This is a genomic window from Sphingomonas sp. Root710 (genome assembly GCF_001429065.1).
In the GTDB taxonomy this organism is placed as follows: Bacteria; Pseudomonadota; Alphaproteobacteria; order Sphingomonadales; family Sphingomonadaceae; genus Rhizorhabdus.
In genome coordinates, this window is the sequence record NZ_LMIB01000017.1 from 40704 (window position 1) to 62708 (window position 22005).

At 67.5% G+C, this 22005-nt stretch carries 24 protein-coding genes; 12 read left to right on the forward strand and 12 right to left on the reverse strand.

Annotated elements, in window-relative coordinates; genetic code table 11:
* Positions 1 to 63: 63 nt before the first annotated feature.
* Positions 64 to 237, forward strand: coding sequence for a DUF1674 domain-containing protein (locus ASE00_RS23130; RefSeq protein WP_082594860.1), 174 nt, complete (start codon positions 64 to 66; stop codon positions 235 to 237).
* Between the two features lie 179 nt (positions 238 to 416).
* Here the strand turns inward: ASE00_RS23130 and ASE00_RS19655 are convergent, their stop codons facing one another.
* The 6 genes from ASE00_RS19655 to ASE00_RS19680 are packed head-to-tail and all read right to left on the reverse strand — an operon-like array spanning position 417 to position 7152.
* On the reverse strand, positions 417 to 1235 hold the full coding sequence (locus ASE00_RS19655; RefSeq protein ID WP_056383429.1) for a COG4223 family protein: 819 nt from the start codon (positions 1233 to 1235) through the stop codon (positions 417 to 419).
* Positions 1236 to 1266: 31 nt separating this feature from the next.
* Entirely contained in the window at positions 1267 to 1956 is a 690-nt protein-coding gene (locus ASE00_RS19660; RefSeq protein WP_056383430.1) for a uroporphyrinogen-III synthase, read from the reverse strand.
* Positions 1953 to 2882 carry a hydroxymethylbilane synthase gene (gene hemC, locus ASE00_RS19665; protein ID WP_056383431.1) on the reverse strand — a complete coding sequence of 310 codons (930 nt, stop codon included), beginning with the start codon at positions 2880 to 2882 and terminating at the stop codon, positions 1953 to 1955. The genes ASE00_RS19660 and hemC overlap by 4 nt, the downstream gene beginning before the upstream one ends.
* Positions 2883 to 2906: 24 nt before the next feature.
* On the reverse strand, positions 2907 to 4289 hold the full coding sequence (locus ASE00_RS19670; RefSeq protein ID WP_056383432.1) for an MATE family efflux transporter: 1383 nt from the start codon (positions 4287 to 4289) through the stop codon (positions 2907 to 2909).
* 52 nt (positions 4290 to 4341) lie between these two features.
* Entirely contained in the window at positions 4342 to 5430 is a 1089-nt protein-coding gene (locus tag ASE00_RS24130) for a PAS domain-containing methyl-accepting chemotaxis protein (RefSeq protein ID WP_056383433.1), read from the reverse strand.
* 54 nt (positions 5431 to 5484) lie between these two features.
* The gene (locus ASE00_RS19680) at positions 5485 to 7152 is read right to left on the reverse strand and encodes a hypothetical protein (RefSeq protein ID WP_162256506.1); all 1668 of its coding nucleotides are present in this window, start codon (positions 7150 to 7152) and stop codon (positions 5485 to 5487) included.
* 58 nt (positions 7153 to 7210) lie between these two features.
* On the opposite strand from ASE00_RS19680, the gene tsaD reads away from it, so the two are divergent.
* Both tsaD and ASE00_RS19690 read left to right on the forward strand, forming a co-directional pair.
* Positions 7211 to 8245, forward strand: coding sequence for a tRNA (adenosine(37)-N6)-threonylcarbamoyltransferase complex transferase subunit TsaD (tsaD, locus tag ASE00_RS19685; protein ID WP_056383435.1), 1035 nt, complete (start codon positions 7211 to 7213; stop codon positions 8243 to 8245).
* Positions 8242 to 9252 carry an NAD(P)H-dependent glycerol-3-phosphate dehydrogenase gene (locus ASE00_RS19690; RefSeq protein ID WP_414819867.1) on the forward strand — a complete coding sequence of 337 codons (1011 nt, stop codon included), beginning with the start codon at positions 8242 to 8244 and terminating at the stop codon, positions 9250 to 9252. Before tsaD ends, ASE00_RS19690 begins: the two co-directional genes overlap by 4 nt.
* A gap of 170 nt (positions 9253 to 9422) precedes the next feature.
* On the opposite strand, the gene ASE00_RS19695 is transcribed toward ASE00_RS19690, so the two are convergent.
* Entirely contained in the window at positions 9423 to 9905 is a 483-nt protein-coding gene (locus ASE00_RS19695; RefSeq protein ID WP_056383619.1) for an outer membrane protein assembly factor BamE, read from the reverse strand.
* Between the two features lie 142 nt (positions 9906 to 10047).
* Between ASE00_RS19695 and ASE00_RS19700 the strand changes: the two genes are divergently transcribed.
* Together ASE00_RS19700 and ASE00_RS19705 are read left to right on the forward strand one after the other, a co-directional pair.
* The gene (locus ASE00_RS19700; protein ID WP_056383437.1) at positions 10048 to 10572 is read left to right on the forward strand and encodes a ubiquinol-cytochrome C chaperone family protein; all 525 of its coding nucleotides are present in this window, start codon (positions 10048 to 10050) and stop codon (positions 10570 to 10572) included.
* Entirely contained in the window at positions 10569 to 11090 is a 522-nt protein-coding gene (locus ASE00_RS19705; protein ID WP_056383438.1) for a YceD family protein, read from the forward strand. The genes ASE00_RS19700 and ASE00_RS19705 overlap by 4 nt, the downstream gene beginning before the upstream one ends.
* A 3-nt stretch (positions 11091 to 11093) precedes the next feature.
* Here ASE00_RS19705 and nhaA read toward each other — a convergent pair whose 3' ends face one another.
* A complete protein-coding gene (gene nhaA / locus ASE00_RS19710) occupies positions 11094 to 12233 on the reverse strand; it encodes a Na+/H+ antiporter NhaA (protein ID WP_056383439.1) in 1140 nt (379 codons plus the stop codon).
* 42 nt (positions 12234 to 12275) lie between these two features.
* Positions 12276 to 14177, reverse strand: coding sequence for a methyl-accepting chemotaxis protein (locus ASE00_RS19715; protein ID WP_056383440.1), 1902 nt, complete (start codon positions 14175 to 14177; stop codon positions 12276 to 12278).
* A gap of 195 nt (positions 14178 to 14372) precedes the next feature.
* Here ASE00_RS19715 and ASE00_RS19720 point away from each other — a divergent pair, with 195 nt between their 5' ends.
* Positions 14373 to 14846 (forward strand): hypothetical protein, encoded by a 474-nt coding sequence (locus tag ASE00_RS19720; protein ID WP_162256507.1) that lies wholly within the window; start codon positions 14373 to 14375, stop codon positions 14844 to 14846.
* Positions 14847 to 14855: 9 nt separating this feature from the next.
* Here ASE00_RS19720 and nadB read toward each other — a convergent pair whose 3' ends face one another.
* The 3 genes from nadB to ASE00_RS19735 form a co-directional block, all read right to left on the reverse strand.
* Positions 14856 to 16454, reverse strand: a complete 1599-nt coding sequence (gene nadB, locus ASE00_RS19725) for an L-aspartate oxidase (protein WP_056383442.1) — start codon at positions 16452 to 16454, stop codon at positions 14856 to 14858.
* On the reverse strand, positions 16441 to 17370 hold the full coding sequence (locus tag ASE00_RS19730) for an ABC transporter ATP-binding protein (RefSeq protein ID WP_056383620.1): 930 nt from the start codon (positions 17368 to 17370) through the stop codon (positions 16441 to 16443). Before ASE00_RS19730 ends, nadB begins: the two co-directional genes overlap by 14 nt.
* A gap of 75 nt (positions 17371 to 17445) precedes the next feature.
* Positions 17446 to 17832, reverse strand: a complete 387-nt coding sequence (locus ASE00_RS19735; protein ID WP_235538761.1) for a ribonuclease HI — start codon at positions 17830 to 17832, stop codon at positions 17446 to 17448.
* 34 nt (positions 17833 to 17866) lie between these two features.
* Here ASE00_RS19735 and ASE00_RS19740 point away from each other — a divergent pair, with 34 nt between their 5' ends.
* The 6 genes from ASE00_RS19740 (at position 17867) to ASE00_RS19765 (ending at position 21993) form a co-directional block, all read left to right on the forward strand.
* The gene (locus ASE00_RS19740) at positions 17867 to 18190 is read left to right on the forward strand and encodes a hypothetical protein (RefSeq protein WP_056383444.1); all 324 of its coding nucleotides are present in this window, start codon (positions 17867 to 17869) and stop codon (positions 18188 to 18190) included.
* 52 nt (positions 18191 to 18242) lie between these two features.
* Positions 18243 to 18446, forward strand: coding sequence for a zinc-finger domain-containing protein (locus tag ASE00_RS19745; RefSeq protein ID WP_056383445.1), 204 nt, complete (start codon positions 18243 to 18245; stop codon positions 18444 to 18446).
* 65 nt (positions 18447 to 18511) lie between these two features.
* Positions 18512 to 19942, forward strand: a complete 1431-nt coding sequence (tldD, locus tag ASE00_RS19750; protein WP_056383446.1) for a metalloprotease TldD — start codon at positions 18512 to 18514, stop codon at positions 19940 to 19942.
* 167 nt (positions 19943 to 20109) lie between these two features.
* Positions 20110 to 20937, forward strand: a complete 828-nt coding sequence (locus ASE00_RS19755) for a patatin-like phospholipase family protein (protein WP_056383447.1) — start codon at positions 20110 to 20112, stop codon at positions 20935 to 20937.
* Positions 20937 to 21488 carry a DUF924 family protein gene (locus tag ASE00_RS19760; protein ID WP_056383448.1) on the forward strand — a complete coding sequence of 184 codons (552 nt, stop codon included), beginning with the start codon at positions 20937 to 20939 and terminating at the stop codon, positions 21486 to 21488. Before ASE00_RS19755 ends, ASE00_RS19760 begins: the two co-directional genes overlap by 1 nt.
* Positions 21489 to 21654: 166 nt before the next feature.
* A complete protein-coding gene (locus tag ASE00_RS19765) occupies positions 21655 to 21993 on the forward strand; it encodes a P-II family nitrogen regulator (protein WP_056357155.1) in 339 nt (112 codons plus the stop codon).
* The last annotated feature ends 12 nt before the right edge of the window (positions 21994 to 22005 follow it).

Genomic DNA, 22005 nt, shown 5'->3' on the forward strand with positions numbered 1-22005 from the left:
GTAACGCCAATGTGGGGAAGACTGGCGCGGTCTTCAATCGGCTGCGCGGCGCAAGGATCAGAGATGCCCGGAAAACGACCCGCCCATGTGAAGCCCCCCGCGCACCTGTCGCCGAACACCCCCGTACCCAAGCCGCAGGCGGTGACGCCGGGCGAGGAATGGGGTGGTCGCAAGGAAGGGCTCGACCCGACGCGCTATGGCGACTGGGAGCTCAAGGGCATCGCGGTGGATTTTTGAGGCCCGCACTTTTCTACTTCGTCATGCTGAACTTGTTTCAGCATCCACTCCTCCACGGGAGCGCCGGAGCAGGTGGCATGGTGGACCCTGAAACAAGTTCAGGGTGACGGTAACGACGCATTCGTCACGGCCRAGTGATGACAGGCCCTTCTTTCAGCATGACGGCTGGTTCTAGCCCCCTACTCGCCGACCTTCGCCGGTTGCAGCAGTGCCGCGCTTTCGATCCGGTCGAGCGCGGTGCGGGCCTGAACGTAGCGGCGGGCTTCGGCGATCCAGCCTCCCGCAGCCTTGCGCCCGGGCAGGCGAGCGATCTCGATCAGCGCGGCGTCGACGCGGCCGGCGGCCAGATCGTCCTGCGCGCGGGCGACGCGGTCGACCGGCGTGGAAGGCGGCGCAGTGGTCTGGCGAACCACGATCAGGCCGGCGAGCTCGCGGCGAAAGCCTTCCCACCAGCCTTCGTCGGGAGACGCGACCGACAGCTGCGGAGTCAGCGTGTCGAGCTGCTCGCGTAGCGCGTCGATCGTCACCGGCTGGCGGCTCGCGCTGATCACTGTCGCTACGGACTGGGGCTCGACCCCGCCAAATCGTTCACGCAGCATCGCCTCCAGATAGCCGAGCGGCGCGCCACGATCGATCGCGCGGCGCACGGCGAAGGCGACGAGCAGTCCTTCGGCACGATGCGCCTCGCCTGTCGCGGCGGCGGCGCGCTCGCCGATATCGGCGACCTGTTCTTCGATCCGGTCGATCCGCTGATCGACGATCGTCTCGACGACATCCGACGGCGGCGGCGGGGCGATGTTGACGAGCGCGGGCCGTCGCGCTGGCGCGGGTGGCACTATCACCGGCACCTCGGGTTTGATCAGTTCCGAGACGCTTTCATAGCGATGGAACAGCCAGGCCATGCCGCCCATGCCGATCAGCAGGGCGATGATCATCAGTACCAGGATCGGCGTTACCGACCGGCGGCGGGGGCCATAAGCATCGGCGGGATCGGGCATGCGGCTCGTCTCTCTTTGCTCTCTGACCGTCTTATTGGCACAGCCGGGCCGCCGCCGCCAGCAGCGCCGCATCATCCGGCTTGGTAGCGGCGATCGATCCGCGCCAGCCGGGGCCGGCCGCGGCGAGCACTGCGGGCGCGAGTGCGGCGATGCGGACATGGCGGCGCGAAACCCTGGCTCCGTCGCACAGCTTGGCGAACTGCTCTGCGGCGCGGCCCGAATGGAGCAGGACGGTGGCCCCGCTGTCGCGCAGTGCCGTCAGCGCTTTCTCGCTCAGCCGCTCGAGCGCGGCGCTGCGATAGACGATGCGCCGGTCGATGCTGATCGCGTCATGGCCGACGTCGCGATAATCCTCTCCCGCCAGGTGCAGCGCCCTCGTCACGCCATTTTCGGCGGCGGCGTCGAGCATCACTGCGGCGTCGCCGCGCCCGGTGCGGATATCGGTGAAGCCCGCGGCCTTCAGCGCGCGGGCGGTGGCGTCGCCGACCGCATAGGCCGGCATCGCCGCATAGCGCGTCGCCGCCTTGCCGGCCTGCCGCACCGCATTCGCGCTCGTGGCGAACAGGGCATCATAGTCCCCGGCAGGCGGGGCCTCCCAGGCCACCGGTTCGATCCGGAAGATCGGCGATACGATCGGCTTCCAGCCCTCGTCGAAGGCGCGCTTCGCGGTCATGCTCGCGCCCGGTTCGGGACGGAGGATCAGGAGCGGGGCGCGGCTCATGCGCCGGCGAACAGTGAACGGAGACGCGGCGATGCGCCGTCGAGCAGCCGATGCGCGAGCCGGGCGGCATCGCTGGTCTGCATCAGCATCGCCTCGCCCGGGCGGCATTCACTGCCGTCCTCGGTCAAGATCTCGGCGCGCAGGTGCAGCCCCGCGCCCGAACGGACCGCCAGCGCGGCGATCGGCGAGCGGCAGTCGCCCCCCAGCGCCGCGAGCAGCGCGCGCTCGGCGCTGACACAGGCATTGGTGGTCGCATCGTCGATCGCGCCGAGCAGCGCGCGCATCTCCGCCCGCCCCGCCAGCGTCTCGATTCCGACCGCCCCCTGCGCGGGGGCGGGCAGCATCTCGTCGGTCGGGATGGCGTGGCCGACATCGGCGCGGCCGAGCCGGTCGAGTCCCGCGCCCGCGAGCAGGGTCGCTTCGGCTTCGCCCGCCGCCAGTTTTCCCAGCCGCGTGTCGACATTGCCGCGGAACAGCACGATTTCGGCGTCGGGACGGGCGCGCAGGACCTGGGCCGAACGGCGCGGCGATGAGGTGCCGACCCGCGCGCCGGGTGGCAGAGCGGCGATCGACGTGGCGCCGATCAGGCGGTCGCGGACGTCGGCGCGCGGCAGCATCGCGGCGATGACGATCTCGGCCGGGCGGATCGTCTCGACGTCCTTCATCGAATGCACTGCGAAGTCGATCTCGCCATCGGTCAGCGCGCGATCGAGTTCCTTGGTCCACAGCGCCTTACCGCCGACTTCGGCCAGCGCACGGTCCTGAATCCGGTCGCCGCTGGTCTTGATCGTCACGATCTCCACCGCATCCTCGCCCCAGCCATGGGCGGCGCGCAAAGCCGCGATCACCATGCGGGCCTGGGTCAGTGCCAGCGGCGATCCACGGGTGCCGAGACGTAAGGGGCGGGAAGGAGCGGGGGTGGTCATATCAGGCAGTCCATAGAAGCAGGTCTATCCCGGCACCAGCCCCAGCCGCTCGCGCCAGGCCCAGCGCCAGACCAGCAGGATGGCCACCACGCCGAGGCCGCTGGCCAGGCCCAGCCAGATGCCGATGCCGTCGAGGCCGACCGGAAAGGCCAGCAGCGTGCCGACGCCGATGCCGATCACCCAATAGCCGAAGGCGGCGAAGATCATCGGCACGCGGGTGTCCTGCAATCCGCGCAGCACGCCCGCGCCGATCGCCTGGGCGCCGTCGGCCAGCTGGAACAGCGCGGCGACGGCAAGGAAGGATATGGCGAGGCGCGTCACCTCTGCGTTGGCGGGGGCGTCGACATCGATGAAGCCGCCGACCAGCAACCGGGGGATGGCGACGAGCATCGCGGCGGAAAAGGCGGCGAAGGCGGTGCCGAGCAGCAGCGCCAGCCAGCCAGCGCGGCCCGCCGCCGCGCGGTCGCGCCGGCCATGGGCATAGCCGACCCGCACCGTCGCGGCCTGGCCGATGCCCATCGGCACCATGAAGCACAGCGCTGCGATCTGCAGCGCGATCGCATGGGCGGCGAGGGGCGCGCGGCCGATCAGGCCCATCAGGAAGACCGCCGCGTTGAACACCGTGACTTCGAAGCCCAGCGTCACCGCGATCGGCAGGCCGACGCGCCATACCGTCCGGAAGCGGCTCCAGTCGGCGCGCCAGAAACGCCCGAACAGATGATAACGGCGGAAGCGCCGATCGAGCATGATCACGCCGGCCAGCCCCATCGCCATGAACAGCGACGTCAGGAAGCTTGCCAGGCCCGCGCCGTGCAGCCCCATAGCGGGCAGCCCGAAATGGCCAAAGATCAGCACCCAGCCCGCCAGCGCGTTGAACGGCACCGCGGCCAGGGTGACGATCACGCCCCAGATCGGCCGCTCGAGCGCGGCGACGAAATTGCGCATCGTCATGAACATCAGATAGGGCAGCAGCGCCCATTGCAGCGCGTGCATCAGCCTGGCGGCTTCGACGGCCAGCTCGGGGTCCTGGCCGATGAAGATCAGGATCGGGGTCGCCTGCCAGAGAGCGAACCAGCTCGGCACGCAGATCAGCGCCGCCGCCCAGATCGTCTGGCGGAAGGTGCGGCGAATGTCGCGCACGGAATGGAGCCGCCGTCCGCGCTCGCTGGCGATCAGCGGCGAGGCGGCGGTCGTCAGGCCGATGCCGCAGATCAGGAAGGCATGGTAGAGGTTGAGCGCCAGTGCGCCCGCCGCCACCGAATCCGCGCCGAGGCGGCCGAGCAGCAGCAGGTCGATCGCGGCGATTGCCGACCAGCCGAGGTTGCCGATGACCAGCGGCACGCTCAGCGACAGCAGCGCGCGCGCCTCGGCACGCCAGGGCGCTTTCGGAGTCACATTGTCGTCCATGAAGAGGCTCTTAGCGGGGCGGTCCCGGTGCGTGAACCCCGGCTCCCTCGACTCAGGCCGATAGCGCTGCGGCGGTGATCCGTTCACGCATCATACGAGCCGCGGCTTCGGTCGCGACCTTGGTGTCGCTCGCCAGCTTCTTGACCTCGCTGGCGACCACCGCGAAGCCGCGCCCGGCCTCGCCGGCGCGCGCCGCCTCGATGGTGGCGTTGAGCGCCAGCAGGTTGGTCTGAGCGGCGATGTCGTTGATGCTGGCGACGATCTGGGAAACCTCGGCGATCATCTCCTGGATGTCCCCGCCGCGCGCCTCCAGGTCGGCGCGGAACGCCTGGCTCTCGGCCAGCCGCGCCTTGATTTCCTGTTCCAGCTGCACCGCATGGCTGATGTCGCTAGCGAATTTGACGATCTTCGACGGGCGTCCATCGGCGTCGAGAATAGGATTGTAGGTCGCCTGAATCCACACCGGGCTGCCATCGCGGGCGCGGCGCATATAGCGGCCCGAGTCATATTCGCCCCGGCCGAGACGCATCCAGAAATCGCGATATTCGGTGGAATGGACGAGCTGGTTGTCGCACAGCAGGCGGTGATGCTGGCCGACCAGATCGGTTTCGCGGTAGCCGAAGATGGCGAGGAAATTGGCATTGGCGGCAAGGATGGTGCCGTCGAGCGCGAATTCGATCACCGCCTGCGAGGCGTCGATCGCGCGAAGCTTGCCTTCGAACTCCGCCTGATGCGCCTTGGCCGCGGTGATGTCGGATGCGATCTTCAGGATGCGCTCGGGGCGGCCATCGGCGTCCATCACGGGATTATAGGTCGCCTGCAGCCAGACTTCGCGTCCGTCTCTGCCGCGGCGCTTATATTCGCCAGCATCGAACTCGCCGTGACTCAGTCGCTCCCAGAACCTGGCATAGGCCGGCGTCCGGCTATAGTCGGCGAAGCAGAAGATGCGGTGGTTCTCGCCGACGATCTCGTCGAGCCGGTAGCCCATCGTGTCGAGGAACAGTTGGTTGGCCCACAGGATCACGCCGCTCAGATCGAATTCGATCACCGCCTGCGATCGGCAGATCGCCGTCCATGCGCCGCTGTCGCTTCTCGTCCGGCGCCGTTCCGCCTGCGGGATTGTCGGTTCGTTATCTACCATGTGATGGCAGTAGGGTAATAATGGTTAACGCACGCCTAAGGCGTCAATCCAGCCTTAGAACAGGGGTGGTTTCGGCCAGGGCCGGTCGTAGCAGCTGGCCGGGTCCGACGCGATGACGCGGGCGGGGGCGGCGGGGCGGATCGCGGACGGCATCGCCGAGAGCGGAGCCAGATAGGATGCCTTCGGCCAAGCGGCGAAGCTCTCGTCCCAGGCGCGCGCGAAGCCGCAGCGGGGGGCGGGCGAGGCCGGAAGGGTCAGCGCGCGGGCGATTTCGGTCAGGCCCGTCAGGCTTCCGATGGCGAGCAGCGCGATCAGCGCCGCCTTGCGCCGCGCCGAGGCGGCCCAGCCGCCGCCGAGCATGTCGCCGAGATGCAGCGCCAGGATCGCCAGCGCCGGAATGGTCGCACGCATCGCGAAGTCGATCCACCAGCCGACCTGGATCAACGGCGCGGCCAGCAGCATCAGCGCGACGATGGCGAGTACGGGACCGCCGAAGCGCGCACGCCACCCGGCCCAAGCGATCAGCAGATAGGGCAGCGCCTCGAGCGTTTCGAACAACAGATAATGGGCGGGGTGGATCGGGAAGAAGCGCACGCCGACCTGCTCCCCCGCCGCCGCCATGTAGAGCAGTGCGGGCAGCGCGATCACCGCCGCCAATGCGGGCAGCGCGAAATCGGCGAGCGTGATCCGGCCGCGGCGCAGATCATGCCAGCAGGCATGGGCTATGAAGGGCATCAGCCCCATCGCGGCCAGCGGCGACCAGAGCGCGATCAGCGGCGGCAGCACGAGCAGGCTGCCGAGGCCGAGCCGTTCGACCCGCCACAGCAGGAAGCCGAGTGCACCGAACCAGCCTGCGATGGCGTGGGGCGGCACCCAGAAGGCAAGGGTGATCGTCGAGGAGAATTGCGTCGGCCCCCAGCCCTCCAGATGCGCGGTCGGGACCGGCACATGGCCGACCTTGAGCTGACCGAGCACGTCGAGGCCGCTGAAGGCGAGGAAGACCGCGAGCGCGATGAGCCGCCTGGGCAGGCTTGCGAACAGCGTCGATCCGAGGGCCAGCAGCGTGCCCAACAACAGGCTGTTCTGCCCGAGCAGGGCAAGGTCCGCCCCCGTCTGGCCGAAGGCTTTCCCGGCCAGCGCCGGGACCAGATACATGCCGATCGGCGCGCGCAGCATGTCGCCCGAGGCGTAGACGAACGGCCAGGGGTGGATGCGCATGTCGCGCAGCACCGCGTCGCGCACCTGCCAGTCGGGGTTGGCGTAGAAGAAGCGCCCCTCGCCGCCCAACAGCATCAGCAAACTGGCGATGCCGAGGCAGGCGAGCAATGTCGCGACGGTCGGCCCGTCTTGCAGATCGCGGCGGCGTGGCAGGGTCGCCAGCCAGAACAGGCCCGCGGTCAGCATAGCCCAGGCCGCATGGAGCGCGGGATGGTTGAGCCCTATGAAGCGGCAGAGCAGCAGCAGGTCATAAGCGAGCCAGCCGACCGGAAGCGCAAACAGGATCGTCGCGGGGACGCGGCGGGTGAGCACCGCATATATTCCCCTCCCGCGTGCGGGAGCGGCTAGGGGTGGGCTCTCCGGCCCGAGATATACGCCGACGATGCGTCCAGCCGGCCCACCCCCGGCCCCTCCCGCACGCGGGAGGGGAGAAGATGCGCCCCAACGCGCCGCGCCCTGCGCGGCGCGCCTGTCGATCGATCCGCCGGGGACATAGCCAGCCATTCTCCTGCGCTAGCGCGGCAAGGTTAACATTTTCTGCGGCATCGCCTACAGGCGCGCCATGGCCCTGATCCTCGGTATCGAATCAAGCTGCGACGAAACCGCCGCCGCGCTGGTGACCAGCGACGGCAAGGTGCTGGCGCATCGCCTTGCCGGGCAGGAGGAGGCACACCGCCCATTTGGCGGGGTGGTGCCTGAACTAGCGGCGCGCGCGCATGTCGAGATGGCGACGCCGCTGGTCGAAGGCGCGCTGGCCGATGCGGGGGTGACCCTCGCGGATGTCGACGCGATCGCCGCGACCGCGGGGCCGGGGCTGATCGGCGGGGTGATGGTCGGGCTGATCACCGGTAAGGCGCTCGCCCATGCCGCGAACAAGCCGCTGATCGCGGTCAACCATCTCGAGGGCCATGCGCTTTCGCCGCGCCTGGCCGATCGCTCGCTCGCCTTTCCCTATCTGCTGCTGCTCGTGTCGGGCGGCCATTGCCAGTTGCTGCTGGTGCGCGGGGTGGGCGACTACCGCCGCCTCGCGACGACGATCGACGATGCCGCGGGCGAGGCGTTCGACAAGACCGCCAAGCTGCTCGGGCTCGGCTTTCCCGGCGGCCCGGCCGTCGAGGCCGCGGCGCGGCTGGGCGATGCGAAGGCGGTGCCGCTGCCGCGTCCGCTGGCCGGCAGCGCGGAGCCGCATTTCTCCTTCGCGGGGCTGAAGAGCGCGGTGCTGCGCGCCCGCGACGCCGCCATCTACAAGCCGGAGGACATCGCCGCTTCCTTCCAGCAGGCAGTGGTCGACTGCCTGATCGACCGCACCACCCGCGCGATCGATATCGCCGATGGCGCGACCGCGCTGGTCGTCGCGGGCGGGGTCGCGGCGAATCAGGCGGTGCGCGGAGCGTTGTCGGGATTGGCGGAGCGCTCGGGCCTTGCCTTCGCCGCGCCGCCGCTGTGGCTGTGCACCGACAATGGCGCGATGATCGCCTGGGCGGGCGCGGAGCGCTTCGCGGCGGGGATGATCGACGATATGGATGTTCCCGCGCGGGCGCGTTGGCCGCTCGATCCGACGGCGGAAAAGGCGCGCGGCGCCGGGGTGAAGGCATGACGATGAAGCTGGAGACGCTGCCCCTAAATAAGCTGGGCGTGATCGGCGGCGGCGCGTGGGGCACGGCGATGGCGCAGGTGATCGCCAGCGACGGATCGGACGTGCTGCTGTGGGCACGCGAGCCCGAGGTGGTCGAGGCGATCAACGGCACGCATAACAACCCGCTTTTCCTGCCGGTCCTGCCGCTGAGCGAAAAGATCGTCGCGACCGGCGACCTCGCCGCGCTCGACAATTGCGACGCGCTGGTCGTCGTGGTCCCCGCGCAGTTCTTGGGATCGGTGCTGGCCGGCCTGCCCGCGTCGAGGCGGCCGCTGGTGCTGTGCGCCAAGGGGATTGAGGCGGGCAGCCGCCTGCTCATGTCCGAAGTCGCGGAGAAGGCTGCGCCGGGCGCGCCGATCGCGGTGCTGTCGGGGCCGACCTTCGCGCATGAGGTGGCGGCGGGCCAGCCGACCGCGATCACGCTGGCCTGCGGCGACGAGGAAGTCGGGCTGGCGCTCGCCGAACGGCTTCGCCGACCGGGGTTCCGGCCCTATCTGTCGCAGGACGTGGTCGGCGCGGAGATCGGCGGCGCGGTCAAGAACGTTCTGGCTATCGCCTGCGGTGTGGTCGAAGGCGCGGGGCTGGGCCAGAATGCGCGCGCCGCGCTGATCAGCCGTGGCTTCGCGGAGATGACGCGCTTCGGCCTGGCGCGCGGCGCACGGGCCGAGACGCTGGCGGGTCTGTCCGGGCTGGGCGATCTCGTCCTCACCTGCTCTTCGACCAGTTCGCGCAACTTCTCGCTCGGCAAGGGGCTGGGGCAGGGCATCCCCCCTGCCGACCTGCTCAACGACCGCCGCACGGTTGCGGAAGGCGCGTCGACCGCGCCGGTCCTGGCCGAGGCCGCCAGGGCGGTGGGGGTCGACATGCCGATCGTCGACGCAGTTTGCGCGCTGCTCACCGGCGCGGCGAAGGTCGACGATGTGGTTAGGGCCCTGCTGGCCCGCCCGCTGAAGCAAGAGGGAAGATAAGGGAAAGTGAGATTCCAGGGCCCGTGGGGATGACGTGGAGATGTCACAATGGAGCCGACAGGCTCCCCAAGCGCCAACGCCGGCCCGAGCTTATTGCGAGGAAGCCAAGGCCAGCGGATGCTGGCCGCCCGGCGTCTGAGGGCTGACAAAAAAGAACTGAGGCCTCAGCCTCAGTTCGGATTATCCGCCGTGCCGCCGGCCTGACCGACCGAGCCCACGCGACCGATATTTCCGAACAGCTCGCGGAAGAAGCCGCGCTTGCTGCCAAGGGTCGGAGTCTTGTCGCCATAAGGCGAGACATGGGCGATCTTCTCCATGCCGGTGCGCTCGACTGCGGCAACATTGCCCTTGTCGTCGAAATGTACCGCGAGAACGGTCTGTGCGACCGGTTTCGGCGTCTGGAAGCCGATCTGCCGGGTGTCGCGGGCGACATAGTACCAGGTGCGATCCTTGTCGAACTGCCCTGCGAAGCTTGGGCGGCCGAGCGTACGGGCGACCGATTCGCGGTTGTCGATGCCGGGCGCGACCGTCTCGATCAGGGTGGTGTCGACGACATAGCCCTTATGGTCGCGGGTGCGCGAGCAGCCGGCGGTCAGGCCCAATATGGCGATCGTTCCGGCGAGGGCCGCCGATCGCAACAGGGTCCGGGGCATCGACATCTCCTTGAAACACGTACACGTGGGATGGCCCGCGCGCTCCGCCTCAATATGCGCAGGCCCTACCCAGTGGCAAGATGCGCGCGCACTATATAAAGGGCAGCGCTTGATACCCGCTGAACGGGTGTGAGGATTCGACGTGAATTTCTTGAAGACGCTTTTCGGCATCGGTCCCGATCCCCGCGAGGTTCTGATCCCGCTCTACAATTCGGTAGTGACCGAGGCCCGCGATCCTGCCTGGTACGCCGAGATGGGCGTGCCCGACACGCTCGACGGCCGGTTCGACATGATCGCGGCGATCCTGTCTCTGGTGATCGTCCGCGCCGAGGCCGAGGGCAATGCCGGGCGCGAGCCCAGCGCGCGGCTGACCGAGGTGTTCATCGACGACATGGACGGCCAGCTTCGCCAGCTCGGCATCGGTGACGTCGTCGTCGGCAAGCATATCGGCAACATGATCGCCGCGATGGGCGGGCGGCTCACCGCATATCGCGAGGCGATCGGCCAGGGTGCGGTGCTGGAAGAGGCGCTGGTCCGCAATCTGTGGCGGGGCGAACCCGGGCCGGACGCGCAGCCCACGCTGGTTGCCGGACGGATGCGCGCGATCAAGGCGCGGCTGGATAAGACCGACTGGGCCGCGCTGCGCGCCAACGGGATCGGCGGATGATTCCCGAATTCTCCCGGCCGGTGCGCATCGACACGCTGGGCGAAGGCGGCCGCGCGCTGTCGATCGTGGCGGAAGAGGCCGAGCGTGCGGCGCTCGCCGAGCGCTTCGCGCTGATCGCACTCTATTCACTGAGCGCCGATGCCACGCTGCGCCGCGAGGGCGATCTCGTCCTCGCCGAGGGCCGGGTGAAGGCGTCGGTCGCGCAGGCCTGCGTCGCCAGCGGCGCGCCGGTGCCGGCCGAGATCGACGAGGCGTTCAGTCTGCGCTTCGTGCCCGAGGGGCAGGAGACCGCCGAGGAGATCGAGCTCGACGCCGAGGATTTCGACACGATCGACTATGCAGGCGGCATGGTCGACCTTGGCGAGGCGGTGGCCGAGACGCTCGCGCTGAGCCTCGATCCCTTCCCTCGCGCGGCCGATGCCGATGAGATACTGAAGGCGGCGGGCGTTCTGTCGGAGGACGAGATCGTCACCGGTCCGTTCGCCGCACTCAAGGGGCTGAAGGACAAGCTGAAATAGGTCTTATTTCGCCTGCCGGGCCGCCGCGGAAAAGCGGAGCAGCACATAGCCGCAGATCGCCGAAAGCAACGATCCCCCGAGCACGCCGATCTTGACCTCGTCGCCGAGCAGCGGATCGTGGAAGGCGAGGCCGCCGATGAAGAGGCTCATCGTGAAGCCGATCCCGCAGAGCAACGCCACGCCATAGACCTGGACCCAGGTCGCGCCGTTTGGCCGCTGAGCAATCCCGAGCGCCACCGCCAGGCGGACGCTGCCGAAGATTCCCAGTTGCTTGCCCAGGAACAGGCCCAGCGCGATGCCGAGCGGCAGGGGCCGGACGATGTCGGCCAGTCCGACTCCGGCGAAGGAAACGCCCGCATTGGCGAAGCCGAAAAGCGGCACGATGCCGAAGGCGACCCAGGGGTGGAGCGCATGTTCGAGCCGGTGGAGCGGCGACCGGTCTCCGCTGCCGATCGGAATGGCGAAGGCGGCGAGCACCCCGGCGATCGTCGCATGCACCCCGGACAGCAGCACCGCGCCCCACAATGCGGCGGCGAGCAGCAGGTAGGGCGGCAGGCGGCGAACCCCCAGGCGGCCGAGCCCCAGCATTGCTGCGAAGATGATCGCGGCCGCCAGTAGCGCCGCCCCGTTGATCGCAGGCGTATAGGCGAGCGCGATGATCGCGACCGCGCCCATGTCGTCGACGATCGCAACCGTAGTCAGGAAGAGCTTCAGTGACGCGGGTGCACGCGAACCCAGCAGTGCGAGCACACCGATCGCAAAGGCGATGTCGGTGGCGGTCGGGATCGCCCAGCCGCGCGCCAGCCCCGGCGTGCCCCCGGTGAACGCGGTATAGACCAGCGCAGGCACCGCCATCCCCGCCGCCGCGGCGAGGAACGGCAGCAGCCGATCGGACCAGCTGGCCAGATGACCACCGACGAACTCGCGCTTTATTTCGAGCCCGACGAGCAGGAAGAAGAGCGCCATGAGCGCGTCGTTGATCCAGTGCAGCAGGCTGAGCGGGCCAGCCTTCTTATGAAGCAGGCCGAAATAGAGCTCAGCCGCCGGGCTATTCGCAGCAACCAGCGCCGTTGCCGCGGTCATGATCAGGACGATGCCGCCTCCGGCCTCAGTTCTCAAAAATGCGCGGATCGCCGATTGCATCGGATGGCCCTAGTCCATGGCAGAGCGCTTGTCCAAGGTAGGCTATGCCGCCTTGTCGACCTCGTCTTTCGCTTGGCCCCGCAGGCGATATTGCACATCGACGACCGCGCCATTGAGCCGCACCGATTCGTCGGCGACGCCGCTTGCGGTGGATTTCACCACATCGGCCGCCGCGAAACCTTCGCGCGCGGCATCGTCGGCGAGGGTGGACAGGGTGACGAGATCGGCCGCGACCTGCGTTACCCTTTGGAAGCTGACGCCCATCGCATCGATCGATTGATTTTGCCGGTCGATCGCTGAGGCGATGTTCGCCGACGCGTCGACCGCCGGTCCGAGCAGCGATCCGACCCGCATGGTGATTCGTTCCGACTCCTGGCTGGTGGAGCGTATCGCCTGGACCTGCTGATCGATCTGCGTCAGGAGATCGCCGGTGTGCGCGGCGAGCCGCCGCACTTCGTCGGCGACCACCGCGAAGCCATGTCCCGCCGATCCGGCCCGCGCCGCTTCGATCGCCGCATTGAGCGCAAGCAGGTTGGTCTGGCTCGTCAGCTCGCCGATCGCACCGACGATGCCCCCTATCTGATCGACGGCCTTTGTGAGATCGGACATGCGCACCACCGCGACCCGCGCTTCGTCGCGGGCTTGGGAGACCGCCTCCACGGCAGTCGCCATATTCGATCGGACATCGGCCATCGAATTGGCGAGCGCACTCGCTTCAGGGACAATTTCTTCGAGATGGGTGCGCGTCTGGTGGCTGGCGGTGGCGACATCGCTTGCCGAACGGCTGGACATCTCGGCTGTCCGGCGCACCGCCTCGGCGGTTTCCTCCAGCGCGCCGGCGGCTATCGCCAGCGCGGATGCCACCGTGCCGATTTCGTCCTCGAGATGATCGGCGGCGTTGTTGAGCGAGCGGGCTTCCGCCTGCCGGGCCAGCGCCCGTTCGCGCTCGGCCGCGGCATTCAGGACGGCATTTTCCTCGCGCGCCGCTGCCACCGCCTTTTCCAGCGCCCGCTGACGTTCCTTTTCGGCGTCGACGAGCCTTTGATTGGCGTCGGCGGCCTGACGCGCGCTGTCCAGCGCCTCAGCCTGTGCCTCGGCCCGCGCCTTGACGGACACCCAGCTCTGGCGCAGCAGGAGCCAGACCCCGCCTGCCGCGATCAGCGACAGCGTCATGAGGAGCGGCCAGGCGAGCGACCGGAGCTTGCTGCCGGGGCCGAGGGGAATCCACATGAGCTTGCCGATCGATCGGCCGTCATCGGTCAACAGCGCCATGCCCGGCCCGTCGGAGACGTTCGGGCCGGCGATGCGTAGGCCGCGCAAGGCATAGTCGCGGCTCAAGGCCTCCATCACGGAACTATCCAGCTTCTTGATCAGGACCAGATAATGGGGCGGGGGGAGTTTCGCTCCGGGCGTGCTCGGTATGATCGCCGCAGCGCCCAGCAAGGCGGGGATGCCGTCGATTCTGGCGAGCACTACCTTGCGGCGGTCCGTACCAGGCTGACGTGCCAGCGCCGCGATCAGCCGGCCGAGCGCGCCGTCGTCGATCCGGGCCAGCAGCCGCGATGTCCGCTTATTGCCGGCCGAGGCATAGACGGCCTCGCCATGACCATCGAGCACCAGCGTATAATCATAGCCCTGCATGGTGAAGAGATAGGGGCCGATATTCGCATCGGCCCAGTCGTAGTCACGCTTTTCGATCAGGTTGTGGACGATGTCGTCCCACACCGCATAGTCGCCGAGATTGCGGCGGAGAAACTCCACCCGTGCACTGAGCGCCGCCGATGTGAGCTGCTGCTCCTGGGCGATGCTCAAGCGATCCTGCTGGAGGGTCAGCCAGTAGAATAGCGCGAAGACGCAGACGAGCAGCGTGCCGACCAGCGCGATCAACGGCGCGCCGAGCCGCTGCCAGAAATTGGATGTGCTGTTGTCCACGGTGATCTGCAATGATCTCTCCTGCGACTCGCGTGATATCCTATCATTGGTTGCAGAATGGTAACGATTGCAGGTCTGATCACGATGACCGGGAGATGCGGGATGCAGCAATGCTCCGGCGCTCCGATCATAGACCTTGGTCGCAAGTTCGTCCGGTCGGGGCGGCTCGGTAATATCTCGGTCACCTTATCGGTCCAGCGCAGTGACATGACTGCACATCACCACCCCTTGCTGTCCCGCCTGGACGAACATCAGGCCAAGGCCCTGGAAATCATAAGCCGCGGCGACGTGCTGCTGGCGCCGCATGCCCGGCCCGACCAGGGCCGGCTCAGCCAGGCGCGGTGGGAGCTGACGCGGGTGCTGGGCGCCTATCAGATGTTCAAGCATTACGAACTGTTCGATCCGATCATCCGCAACGGTCCGCTCGACAAGGCACGGCTGGCCGAGCAGATGAAGGCGGAGTGCATCGCGCTGGGCGACGAATATCGCGCCCATGTCGCGCGTTGCGCCAATCTCGACATTCCGGCGCATTGGGACAGTTACCGTCCGGCGGTCGTTCGCCTGCTCGCGCGGATCAAGGCGCACATCGGCCGCGAACGCTGGATCGCGGCGCGGCTGCTGATCGATGGGGTCTCGGCGCGCGCGCCTGTTACCGAACTGCGCGGCATGGAGCGGGCCTGAGTCCGTCCTTCAAGGAACGAGAATAGTATCCTTCGCCTCGTCCAGCAGGTCGGGATAGTCCATCGTGTAATGCAAGCCCCGGCTCTCCTTGCGGTGGAGCGCCGAGCGGACGATCAGGTCGGCGACCTCGACGAGGTTACGCAGCTCGAGCAGATCCGGGGTCACGCGGAAATTGCCGTAATAGTCGGCGACTTCCTGCCGCAGCAGCGCGACGCGGTGCGCGGCGCGCTCGAGCCGCTTGGTGGTCCGCACGATGCCGACATAGTCCCACATGAAGCGCCGGATCTCGCGCCAGTTGTGCTGGACGATCACCTCCTCGTCCGAATCGGTGACGCGGCTCTCGTCCCAGGGGCGGATCGGCGGCGGAGCGGGCATATCGGCGAAATTGGCCTTGATATGCTCTGCCGCGGCGTCGCCGAACACGAAGCATTCGAGCAGCGAGTTGGAGGCGAGGCGGTTCGCGCCGTGCAGCCCCGACTGGGTTACTTCGCCCGCCGCGTAGAGGCCCGGCAGGTCGGTGCGGCCGTCGAGATCGATTACCACGCCCCCGCAGGTGTAATGCGCGGCGGGGACGATCGGGATCGGCTGCTTGGTGATGTCGATGCCCAGGGTCAGCAGCTTGGCGTGGATCGTCGGAAAATGCTCGATCACGAATTCGGGCGGCTTGTGGCTGATGTCGAGATGGACATAGTCGAGGCCGAGCCGCTTGATCTCATGGTCGATAGCGCGCGCCACGATGTCGCGCGGGGCGAGCTCGGCGCGCTTGTCGAAGCGCGGCATGAAGCGGCGTCCGTTGGTCGGCAGCTTGAGCTGTCCGCCTTCGCCGCGCATCGCCTCTGTGATCAGGAAATTCTTGACCTCCAGATTGTAGAGGCAGGTCGGGTGGAACTGCATGAACTCCATGTTGGAGACGCGGCAGCCCGCGCGCCACGCCATCGCGATGCCGTCGCCGGTCGCGCCGCGCGGCGATGTCGAGAAGAGATAGGCGCGGCTTGCCCCGCCGCTGGCCAGCACCGTCGCCTTGCCGGTGAAGGTCTCGATCTGGCCGCTCGCGCGGTCGACCGCATAGACGCCCCAGACATGGCCATCGCCCGAATAGCGTTCGCCATGGCGGCTGGTGATCAGGTCGATCGCGGCGCGGTCGGGGAACAGGGTGATGTTCGGATGCGCCTTCGCTGCCTTTTCCAGCGCGATCTGCACCGCCTGTCCGGTGGCGTCGTTGACATGGACGATGCGGCGGTGGCTGTGCCCGCCCTCGCGGGTCAGGTGCCAGCGGTCGTCCGCACCTTCACGCCCGCCGGGGTTGAACGGCACGCCCAGCGCGGCGAGTTTCTCGATCGCCAGGGGCGCATGTTCGACGACGAACTCGACGGCCTTGCGGTCGTTGAGCCCCGCGCCGGCGATCATCGTGTCCTCGATGTGCGATTCAAAGGTGTCGCCGGGCTCGAGCACGGCGGCGATGCCGCCCTGCGCCCAGGCGGTCGACCCGTCGGAAATGCCCGCCTTGGCGAGCACGCCCACCTTGAAGCGATCGGCCAGGTTGAGCGCCGCGGTCAGCCCCGCGGCGCCCGAGCCAATCACGACGACATCGAAATTATAGGCGGCCATCGGCCTGGCGCGTGAGGTTCAGGAACACATCCTCCAGATCGGCTTCCTGGGTCGACACATCGACGATCCCCAGACCTTCCTTCTGCACGGCGGCCAGCACCTCGCCCGCGTTCACCTTGTCCTTGGCATAGGTGATGACGAGCGTGCGGCTGCCCTTCAATTCGACCTTGTCGAAGCAGACCGCGTCGATCGGCGCGTCGAGATCGCGGTCGACTGTCACCGACACCGCCTTCTCCTGCGCCATGCCCACCAGCTCGCGGGTCGGCTGGTTGGCGATGACGCGGCCATGGTTGATGATCGCGATCCGGTCGCACAGCTCCTCGGCTTCTTCCAGATAATGGGTGGTCAGCACGACGGTGACGCCGCCCGCATTGAGTTCGCGGACATATTCCCACAGCTGCTGGCGCAGCTCGACGTCGACGCCTGCGGTCGGCTCGTCGAGGATCAGCACCGGTGGCGAATGGACCATCGCCTTGGCGACGAGCAGGCGGCGCTTCATGCCCCCCGACAGCGAGCGCGCATAGGCATCGGCCTTGTCGAACAGGTGGACGGCGCGCAGCAGTTCTTCGGTCACGCGCTTGTGCTTCGGCACGCCATAGAAGCCCGCCTGATTGTCGAGCGTCTCGCGCGGCGTGAAGAAGGGATCGAACACGATCTCCTGCGGCACGATCCCGATCGACGCCTTGGCGTTGCGCGGGTCCTTGTCGATGTCGAAGCCCCAGATGTCGACATGCCCGGCGGTCTTGTTGACCAGCCCCGCCAGGATGTTGATCGTCGTCGACTTGCCCGCGCCGTTCGGCCCGAGCAGGCCGAAAATCTGCCCGCGCGGAATATCCAGATCGACGTCGAACAGGGCCTGTTTGCCGCCCTTGTAGATCTTGGAGAGGCCCCGGATGCTGATCGCTGCGTCGCTCATGGCGCGGGGCATAGCGGGTGGCAGACGGCTGTGCAAAGAAAGAAGATCGTTGCGGGCATCGGTACAGCCTTGTCTTCAACGGCCCCAGCGTGCCCGTTCCAGCGCCGTGCCCGCGAGGTTGTGCGAGCGGCCGACATGGCGCAGGCGGACCCGGTCGAAGTCCTGTGCCAGTGCGCGGAATCTTTCGATGTGGAGGACCTCGCCGCGCTGCACCCCGCTCGCCTGCCGGATCACCGACAGCGAGTCGCCGATCAGGATGATGTCGCACAGGGCATGCGCGGCGGCGATCTCCAGCGCGTGAAACAGCGCCAGCCATTCGGCCCGCTCGTTGCCGCCGGTCTCCGCGCCGCGCCTGATGTCGGCCACGCCGCGCAGCACCACGGCGGTCTCGATCGGACCCGGATTGGGGCGGCAACCGCCGTCAAACCACAGCTTCACCGGCCGTTGATAAATATCGTTCACGCGCGCTTCACGTTCCCAGTAGCATTGCGTCCTCATGACAGCACATCGCGCCCGCGCCGGATATGCTTTTGCGCTCGCTGCGCTGCTCGCCGCTTCGGCGGCCTGCGCGGAGGAGACGGTGGTCTCGCTGAGCCCCGAGGCGAAGGAGCGCGTTCTCGAAGCCGCCGCCGCGCGCAACGCCGGGGCGATCGGCGAGCCCGTGATCAACGGGACAGGGCGGCAGATCCATGGCCAGATCGGCATGATGATCGGCACCAACGGCACGCGCGGCGTCTTCGGATCGGCGGTCGCGCCGGTCGGCGAAACCGGATCGGTCGCCGTCGCTTTCGAAAATAGCCGCTTCGGCGGGCGCCGCTGAGATCGCGCGACTCTGCATTGCTTGATTCCCGCGCGCTTGCTAATCGGCGCGCATGAGCACGCAGCCATCCGCCCCCGAAACCGTCACTGTCACCTCGACCCGCGTCACCTGTGACGGTGCGAGCGACATTCCCGGCGGCGCGGCGCTCGGCCATCCGCGCGTGTTCATCGAAATCGATCCCGACATCGGCTATGCCGACTGCGGCTATTGCGACCGGCGCTTCGTCCTCGAAGGCGGCGGCGACGCGCACCACTAGGTTTTGACGGGTCAGTGGGTAAATAAAGCTATTGGGTCTCCGCCGCGCCGCCCTATATCGGGCGCATGATCATTCAGCCCGCAGACCCCCGCCATTTCCTTTATCGCGACGCGCTTGACCCGGACGCCGCGCTGCGCCTCACAGCGCAGACGCTCAAGGGGTGCGACGATGGCGAACTCTATCTGCAATATCTGACGTCGGAGAGCTTCGGCTTCGACGATGGGCGTCTCAAGACTGCCGACTATACGACGCAGGCAGGCTTCGGGCTGCGCGGCGTGTCGGGGGAGACGACCGCCTTCGCCCATGCCAATGAGCTGAGCGAGGCCGCGATCCTCCGCGCGGGCGAGACGATGACCCTCCTCGATCCGGCCAAGGGCAGCCGCGCCCCCGCCCCTCGCCGTACCAACAGCAAGCTTTACACCGGCGACGATCCGCTCGGCCTGATCCCCTTCGCGAAGAAGGTCGCGCTGTGCCAGGAGATCGACGCCGCCGCCCGCGCCCGCGATCCGCGCGTGCAGCAGGTCTCGGTCGGCCTGTCGGGATCGTGGAGCGTGGTCGAGATCGTCCGCCCCGACGGCTTCACCGCCTTCGACGTCCGCCCGCTCGTTCGCCTCAACGTCTCGGTGGTGGTCGAACAGAATGGCCGGCGCGAGACCGGCTTCTTCGGCATGGGCGGCCGCTATCTCTACGACCGGCTGTTCGAACCCGCGCAGTGGAACCGCGCGATCGACGAGGCGCTCCACCAGGCGATCGTCAATCTCGATGCGGTCGCGGCACCTGCGGGCGAGATGACCGTGGTGTGCGGCCCCGGCTGGCCCGGGGTGCTGCTGCATGAGGCGATCGGCCATGGCCTCGAAGGTGATTTCAACCGCAAGGGCACCTCGGCCTTTTCCGGCCGGATCGGCGAGCGGGTCGCCGCCCCCGGCGTTACCGTGGTCGATGACGGATCGATCGCCGACCGGCGCGGATCGCTGACCATCGATGACGAGGGCACGCCGACCCAGTGCAACGTCCTGATCGAGGACGGCATCCTCAAGGGCTATATCCACGACCGGCTCAATGCGCGGCTGATGGGGGTTGAGCCCACCGGCAACGGCCGCCGCGAAAGCTATGCCCATGCACCGATGCCGCGCATGACCAACACCTTCATGTATGGCGGCAATGACGATCCCGAAGAGATCATCTCCCGGGCGAAGAACGGCATCTATGCCAAGAGCTTTGGCGGCGGACAGGTCGACATCACCAGCGGCAAGTTCGTCTTCTCCTGCACCGAGGCGTACAAGATCGAGAACGGCAAACTGACGGTGCCGATCAAGGGCGCGACCCTGATCGGCGACGGTCCCTCGGTCCTCACCAAGGTCACCGCGATCGGCAACGACATGGCGCTCGACGAAGGCGTCGGCATCTGCGGCAAGGGCGGCCAGTCGGTCCCTGCCGGGGTCGGCCAGCCCACGGTAATGATCTCCGCGCTGACGGTGGGCGGGACCGCGGCGTAAACGACCATGATAGGTCTCCCCGCTCATCTTGAGGAGCCACTGAGCTTGTCGAAGTGGCGTCTCGAAGGGTCCTTCGAAACTGAGCCTTCGCCTTCGCTCGGTTTCCTCCTCAGGATGAGCGGCTATGGTGTGAGAGCGAAGTCTCTCGGAGCGGGACCAGAAACGCGATGCCCATTGCCGTAGCGCTCGGTGGCGGTGCCGCGCTCGGCTGGGCGCATATCGGCGTCTTGCGCGAATTGCAGGAAGAGGGGGTCGCCGTCCGGGCGGCGGCGGGCACCTCGATCGGGGCGCTCGCGGCGGTCTGCCTCGCCGCCAACCGGCTCGACCAGCTCGAGAAGATCGCGCGGTCGGCCAACTGGCTGCGCGTGCTGTCTTATCTCGATTTTCATCTGCGGCCCGGCGCGATGCTGGGCGGGCGCGGCATATTGCGTGACCTCAACATCCATCTCGGCGACCTCCAGTTCCGCGACCTGTGGATTCCCTGCGCGGTGGTCGCGACCGACCTCGTCACCGGCAAGCCGGTCGTGATCGACCATGGCCCGATCAGTTCGGCGGTGATGGCGTCGATCGCGATCCCCGGCCTGTTCCGCCCGGTGCAATATGATGGGCATTTCATGGTCGACGGCGGGGTGGTGATGCCGGTGCCGGTCGCGGCGGCACGGCAGATCGCCCCCAAGCTGCCGGTGCTCTCGATCAACCTGCAGGGCGACTATCATGGCCGCCGCGTCGCCACCGCGATCCGCAACGCACCGAAGCGGTCGCACAATTCGATGGCGGTGGTCCGCGCGTCGACGATGCTGTTGATGGCCGAGCTTGCCCGTCATTCGCTCGCACTCGATCCGCCCGACCTGGGGCTGACCCTGCCGGTCGGTCATATCGAGATCCACGATTTCACCAAGGCCGACGAGCTGATCGCGATCGGCCGCCGCTCGGTACGGGAGAACATCGACGATATTCGCGCGTTGGTGGGGAAGGCCCCGCGAAAGGTTCGTTGATGACTCCCTCCGACGAAGGCACCGCCGATATCCTCGGCTTCTGGTTCGACGAGATCGGCCCCGACCGCTGGTGGACCCGTTCAGAAGCAACCGATGCGGCGATCATCGAGCGCTTCCAGCCGCTGTGGGAGGAATGGCGCAGCCGCGTGCCGGAAAGTTTCCTCGGCTCGGCGGAGGAGGCGGTGGCGGGGGTGATCCTGTTCGATCAATTCCCGCGCAACATGTTCCGCGGACATGCCGACGCCTTCTCGACCGATCCGCTCGCGCTTGCCATCGCCAGGGGCGCGCTCGACCGCGGCCTTGAGGCCGACATGACCGCCGATCAACTCAGCTTCCTCTATATGCCGTTCCAGCACAGCGAGGTGCTGGCCGATCAGCAGCGCTCGCTCGCGCTGTTCACGGCGCTCGGTAACGCCAATTCGCTGGGCTTCGCGCGCAAGCATCATGACATGATCGCGCAATATGGGCGGTTCCCCGCGCGTAATGCCGCGCTTGGCCGCGCTGACCGCCCCGGCGAGGCCGCTGCCATCGAAATGAGCAAGGGCTGGTAGCAACCGCCTGCCCAAAAAACGGGCAGGGCTTAACTTTTAATCAAAGCGCCCCGAGTCGTTTTGCCCGCTTTTTAGCGCCTCCGAAATTTAAGCCTGTGAATCCAAGCGGTCACGGAATTGGCACGCTTATTGCGATGCACAATCGGGCTTAAAAGAGGGAGGCAGAATGAAACTCGTCATTGCCATCATCAAGCCGTTCAAGCTGGACGAAGTGCGCGAAGCACTGTCCGGCCTGGGTGTGCAGGGCATGACCGTTACCGAGGTCAAGGGCTTCGGGCGGCAGAAGGGCCAGACGGAAATCTACCGTGGGGCCGAGTACAGCACCAACATGGTTCCGAAGATCAAGGTCGAGGTGGCCACCACCGACGATCTGGCGGGCCGGGTCGTCGAGGCGATCCAGCAGTCGGCCAACACCGGCGCGATCGGCGACGGCAAGATCTTCGTCCTCGACGTCGCGCAGGCGGTGCGGATCCGCACCGGCGAGACCGACGACGTCGCGCTCTGATAGAAGGGGGAA

What these genes read in the sequence shown, in the direction of transcription:
- ASE00_RS23130 (WP_082594860.1), top strand. Translation starts at nt 64, where the DNA reads ATGCCCGGAAAACGACCCGCCCATGTGAAGCCCCCCGCGCACCTGTCG.
- ASE00_RS19655 (WP_056383429.1), bottom strand. Translation starts at nt 1,235, where the DNA reads ATGCCCGATCCCGCCGATGCTTATGGCCCCCGCCGCCGGTCGGTAACG.
- ASE00_RS19660 (WP_056383430.1), bottom strand. Translation starts at nt 1,956, where the DNA reads ATGAGCCGCGCCCCGCTCCTGATCCTCCGTCCCGAACCGGGCGCGAGC.
- hemC (WP_056383431.1), bottom strand. Translation starts at nt 2,882, where the DNA reads ATGACCACCCCCGCTCCTTCCCGCCCCTTACGTCTCGGCACCCGTGGA.
- ASE00_RS19670 (WP_056383432.1), bottom strand. Translation starts at nt 4,289, where the DNA reads ATGGACGACAATGTGACTCCGAAAGCGCCCTGGCGTGCCGAGGCGCGC.
- ASE00_RS24130 (WP_056383433.1), bottom strand. Translation starts at nt 5,430, where the DNA reads ATGGTAGATAACGAACCGACAATCCCGCAGGCGGAACGGCGCCGGACG.
- ASE00_RS19680 (WP_162256506.1), bottom strand. Translation starts at nt 7,152, where the DNA reads ATGGCTGGCTATGTCCCCGGCGGATCGATCGACAGGCGCGCCGCGCAG.
- tsaD (WP_056383435.1), top strand. Translation starts at nt 7,211, where the DNA reads ATGGCCCTGATCCTCGGTATCGAATCAAGCTGCGACGAAACCGCCGCC.
- ASE00_RS19690 (WP_414819867.1), top strand. Translation starts at nt 8,242, where the DNA reads ATGACGATGAAGCTGGAGACGCTGCCCCTAAATAAGCTGGGCGTGATC.
- ASE00_RS19695 (WP_056383619.1), bottom strand. Translation starts at nt 9,905, where the DNA reads ATGCCCCGGACCCTGTTGCGATCGGCGGCCCTCGCCGGAACGATCGCC.
- ASE00_RS19705 (WP_056383438.1), top strand. Translation starts at nt 10,569, where the DNA reads ATGATTCCCGAATTCTCCCGGCCGGTGCGCATCGACACGCTGGGCGAA.
- nhaA (WP_056383439.1), bottom strand. Translation starts at nt 12,233, where the DNA reads ATGCAATCGGCGATCCGCGCATTTTTGAGAACTGAGGCCGGAGGCGGC.
- ASE00_RS19720 (WP_162256507.1), top strand. Translation starts at nt 14,373, where the DNA reads ATGACTGCACATCACCACCCCTTGCTGTCCCGCCTGGACGAACATCAG.
- nadB (WP_056383442.1), bottom strand. Translation starts at nt 16,454, where the DNA reads ATGGCCGCCTATAATTTCGATGTCGTCGTGATTGGCTCGGGCGCCGCG.
- ASE00_RS19730 (WP_056383620.1), bottom strand. Translation starts at nt 17,370, where the DNA reads ATGAGCGACGCAGCGATCAGCATCCGGGGCCTCTCCAAGATCTACAAG.
- ASE00_RS19740 (WP_056383444.1), top strand. Translation starts at nt 17,867, where the DNA reads ATGACAGCACATCGCGCCCGCGCCGGATATGCTTTTGCGCTCGCTGCG.
- ASE00_RS19745 (WP_056383445.1), top strand. Translation starts at nt 18,243, where the DNA reads ATGAGCACGCAGCCATCCGCCCCCGAAACCGTCACTGTCACCTCGACC.
- tldD (WP_056383446.1), top strand. Translation starts at nt 18,512, where the DNA reads ATGATCATTCAGCCCGCAGACCCCCGCCATTTCCTTTATCGCGACGCG.
- ASE00_RS19755 (WP_056383447.1), top strand. Translation starts at nt 20,110, where the DNA reads ATGCCCATTGCCGTAGCGCTCGGTGGCGGTGCCGCGCTCGGCTGGGCG.
- ASE00_RS19760 (WP_056383448.1), top strand. Translation starts at nt 20,937, where the DNA reads ATGACTCCCTCCGACGAAGGCACCGCCGATATCCTCGGCTTCTGGTTC.
- ASE00_RS19765 (WP_056357155.1), top strand. Translation starts at nt 21,655, where the DNA reads ATGAAACTCGTCATTGCCATCATCAAGCCGTTCAAGCTGGACGAAGTG.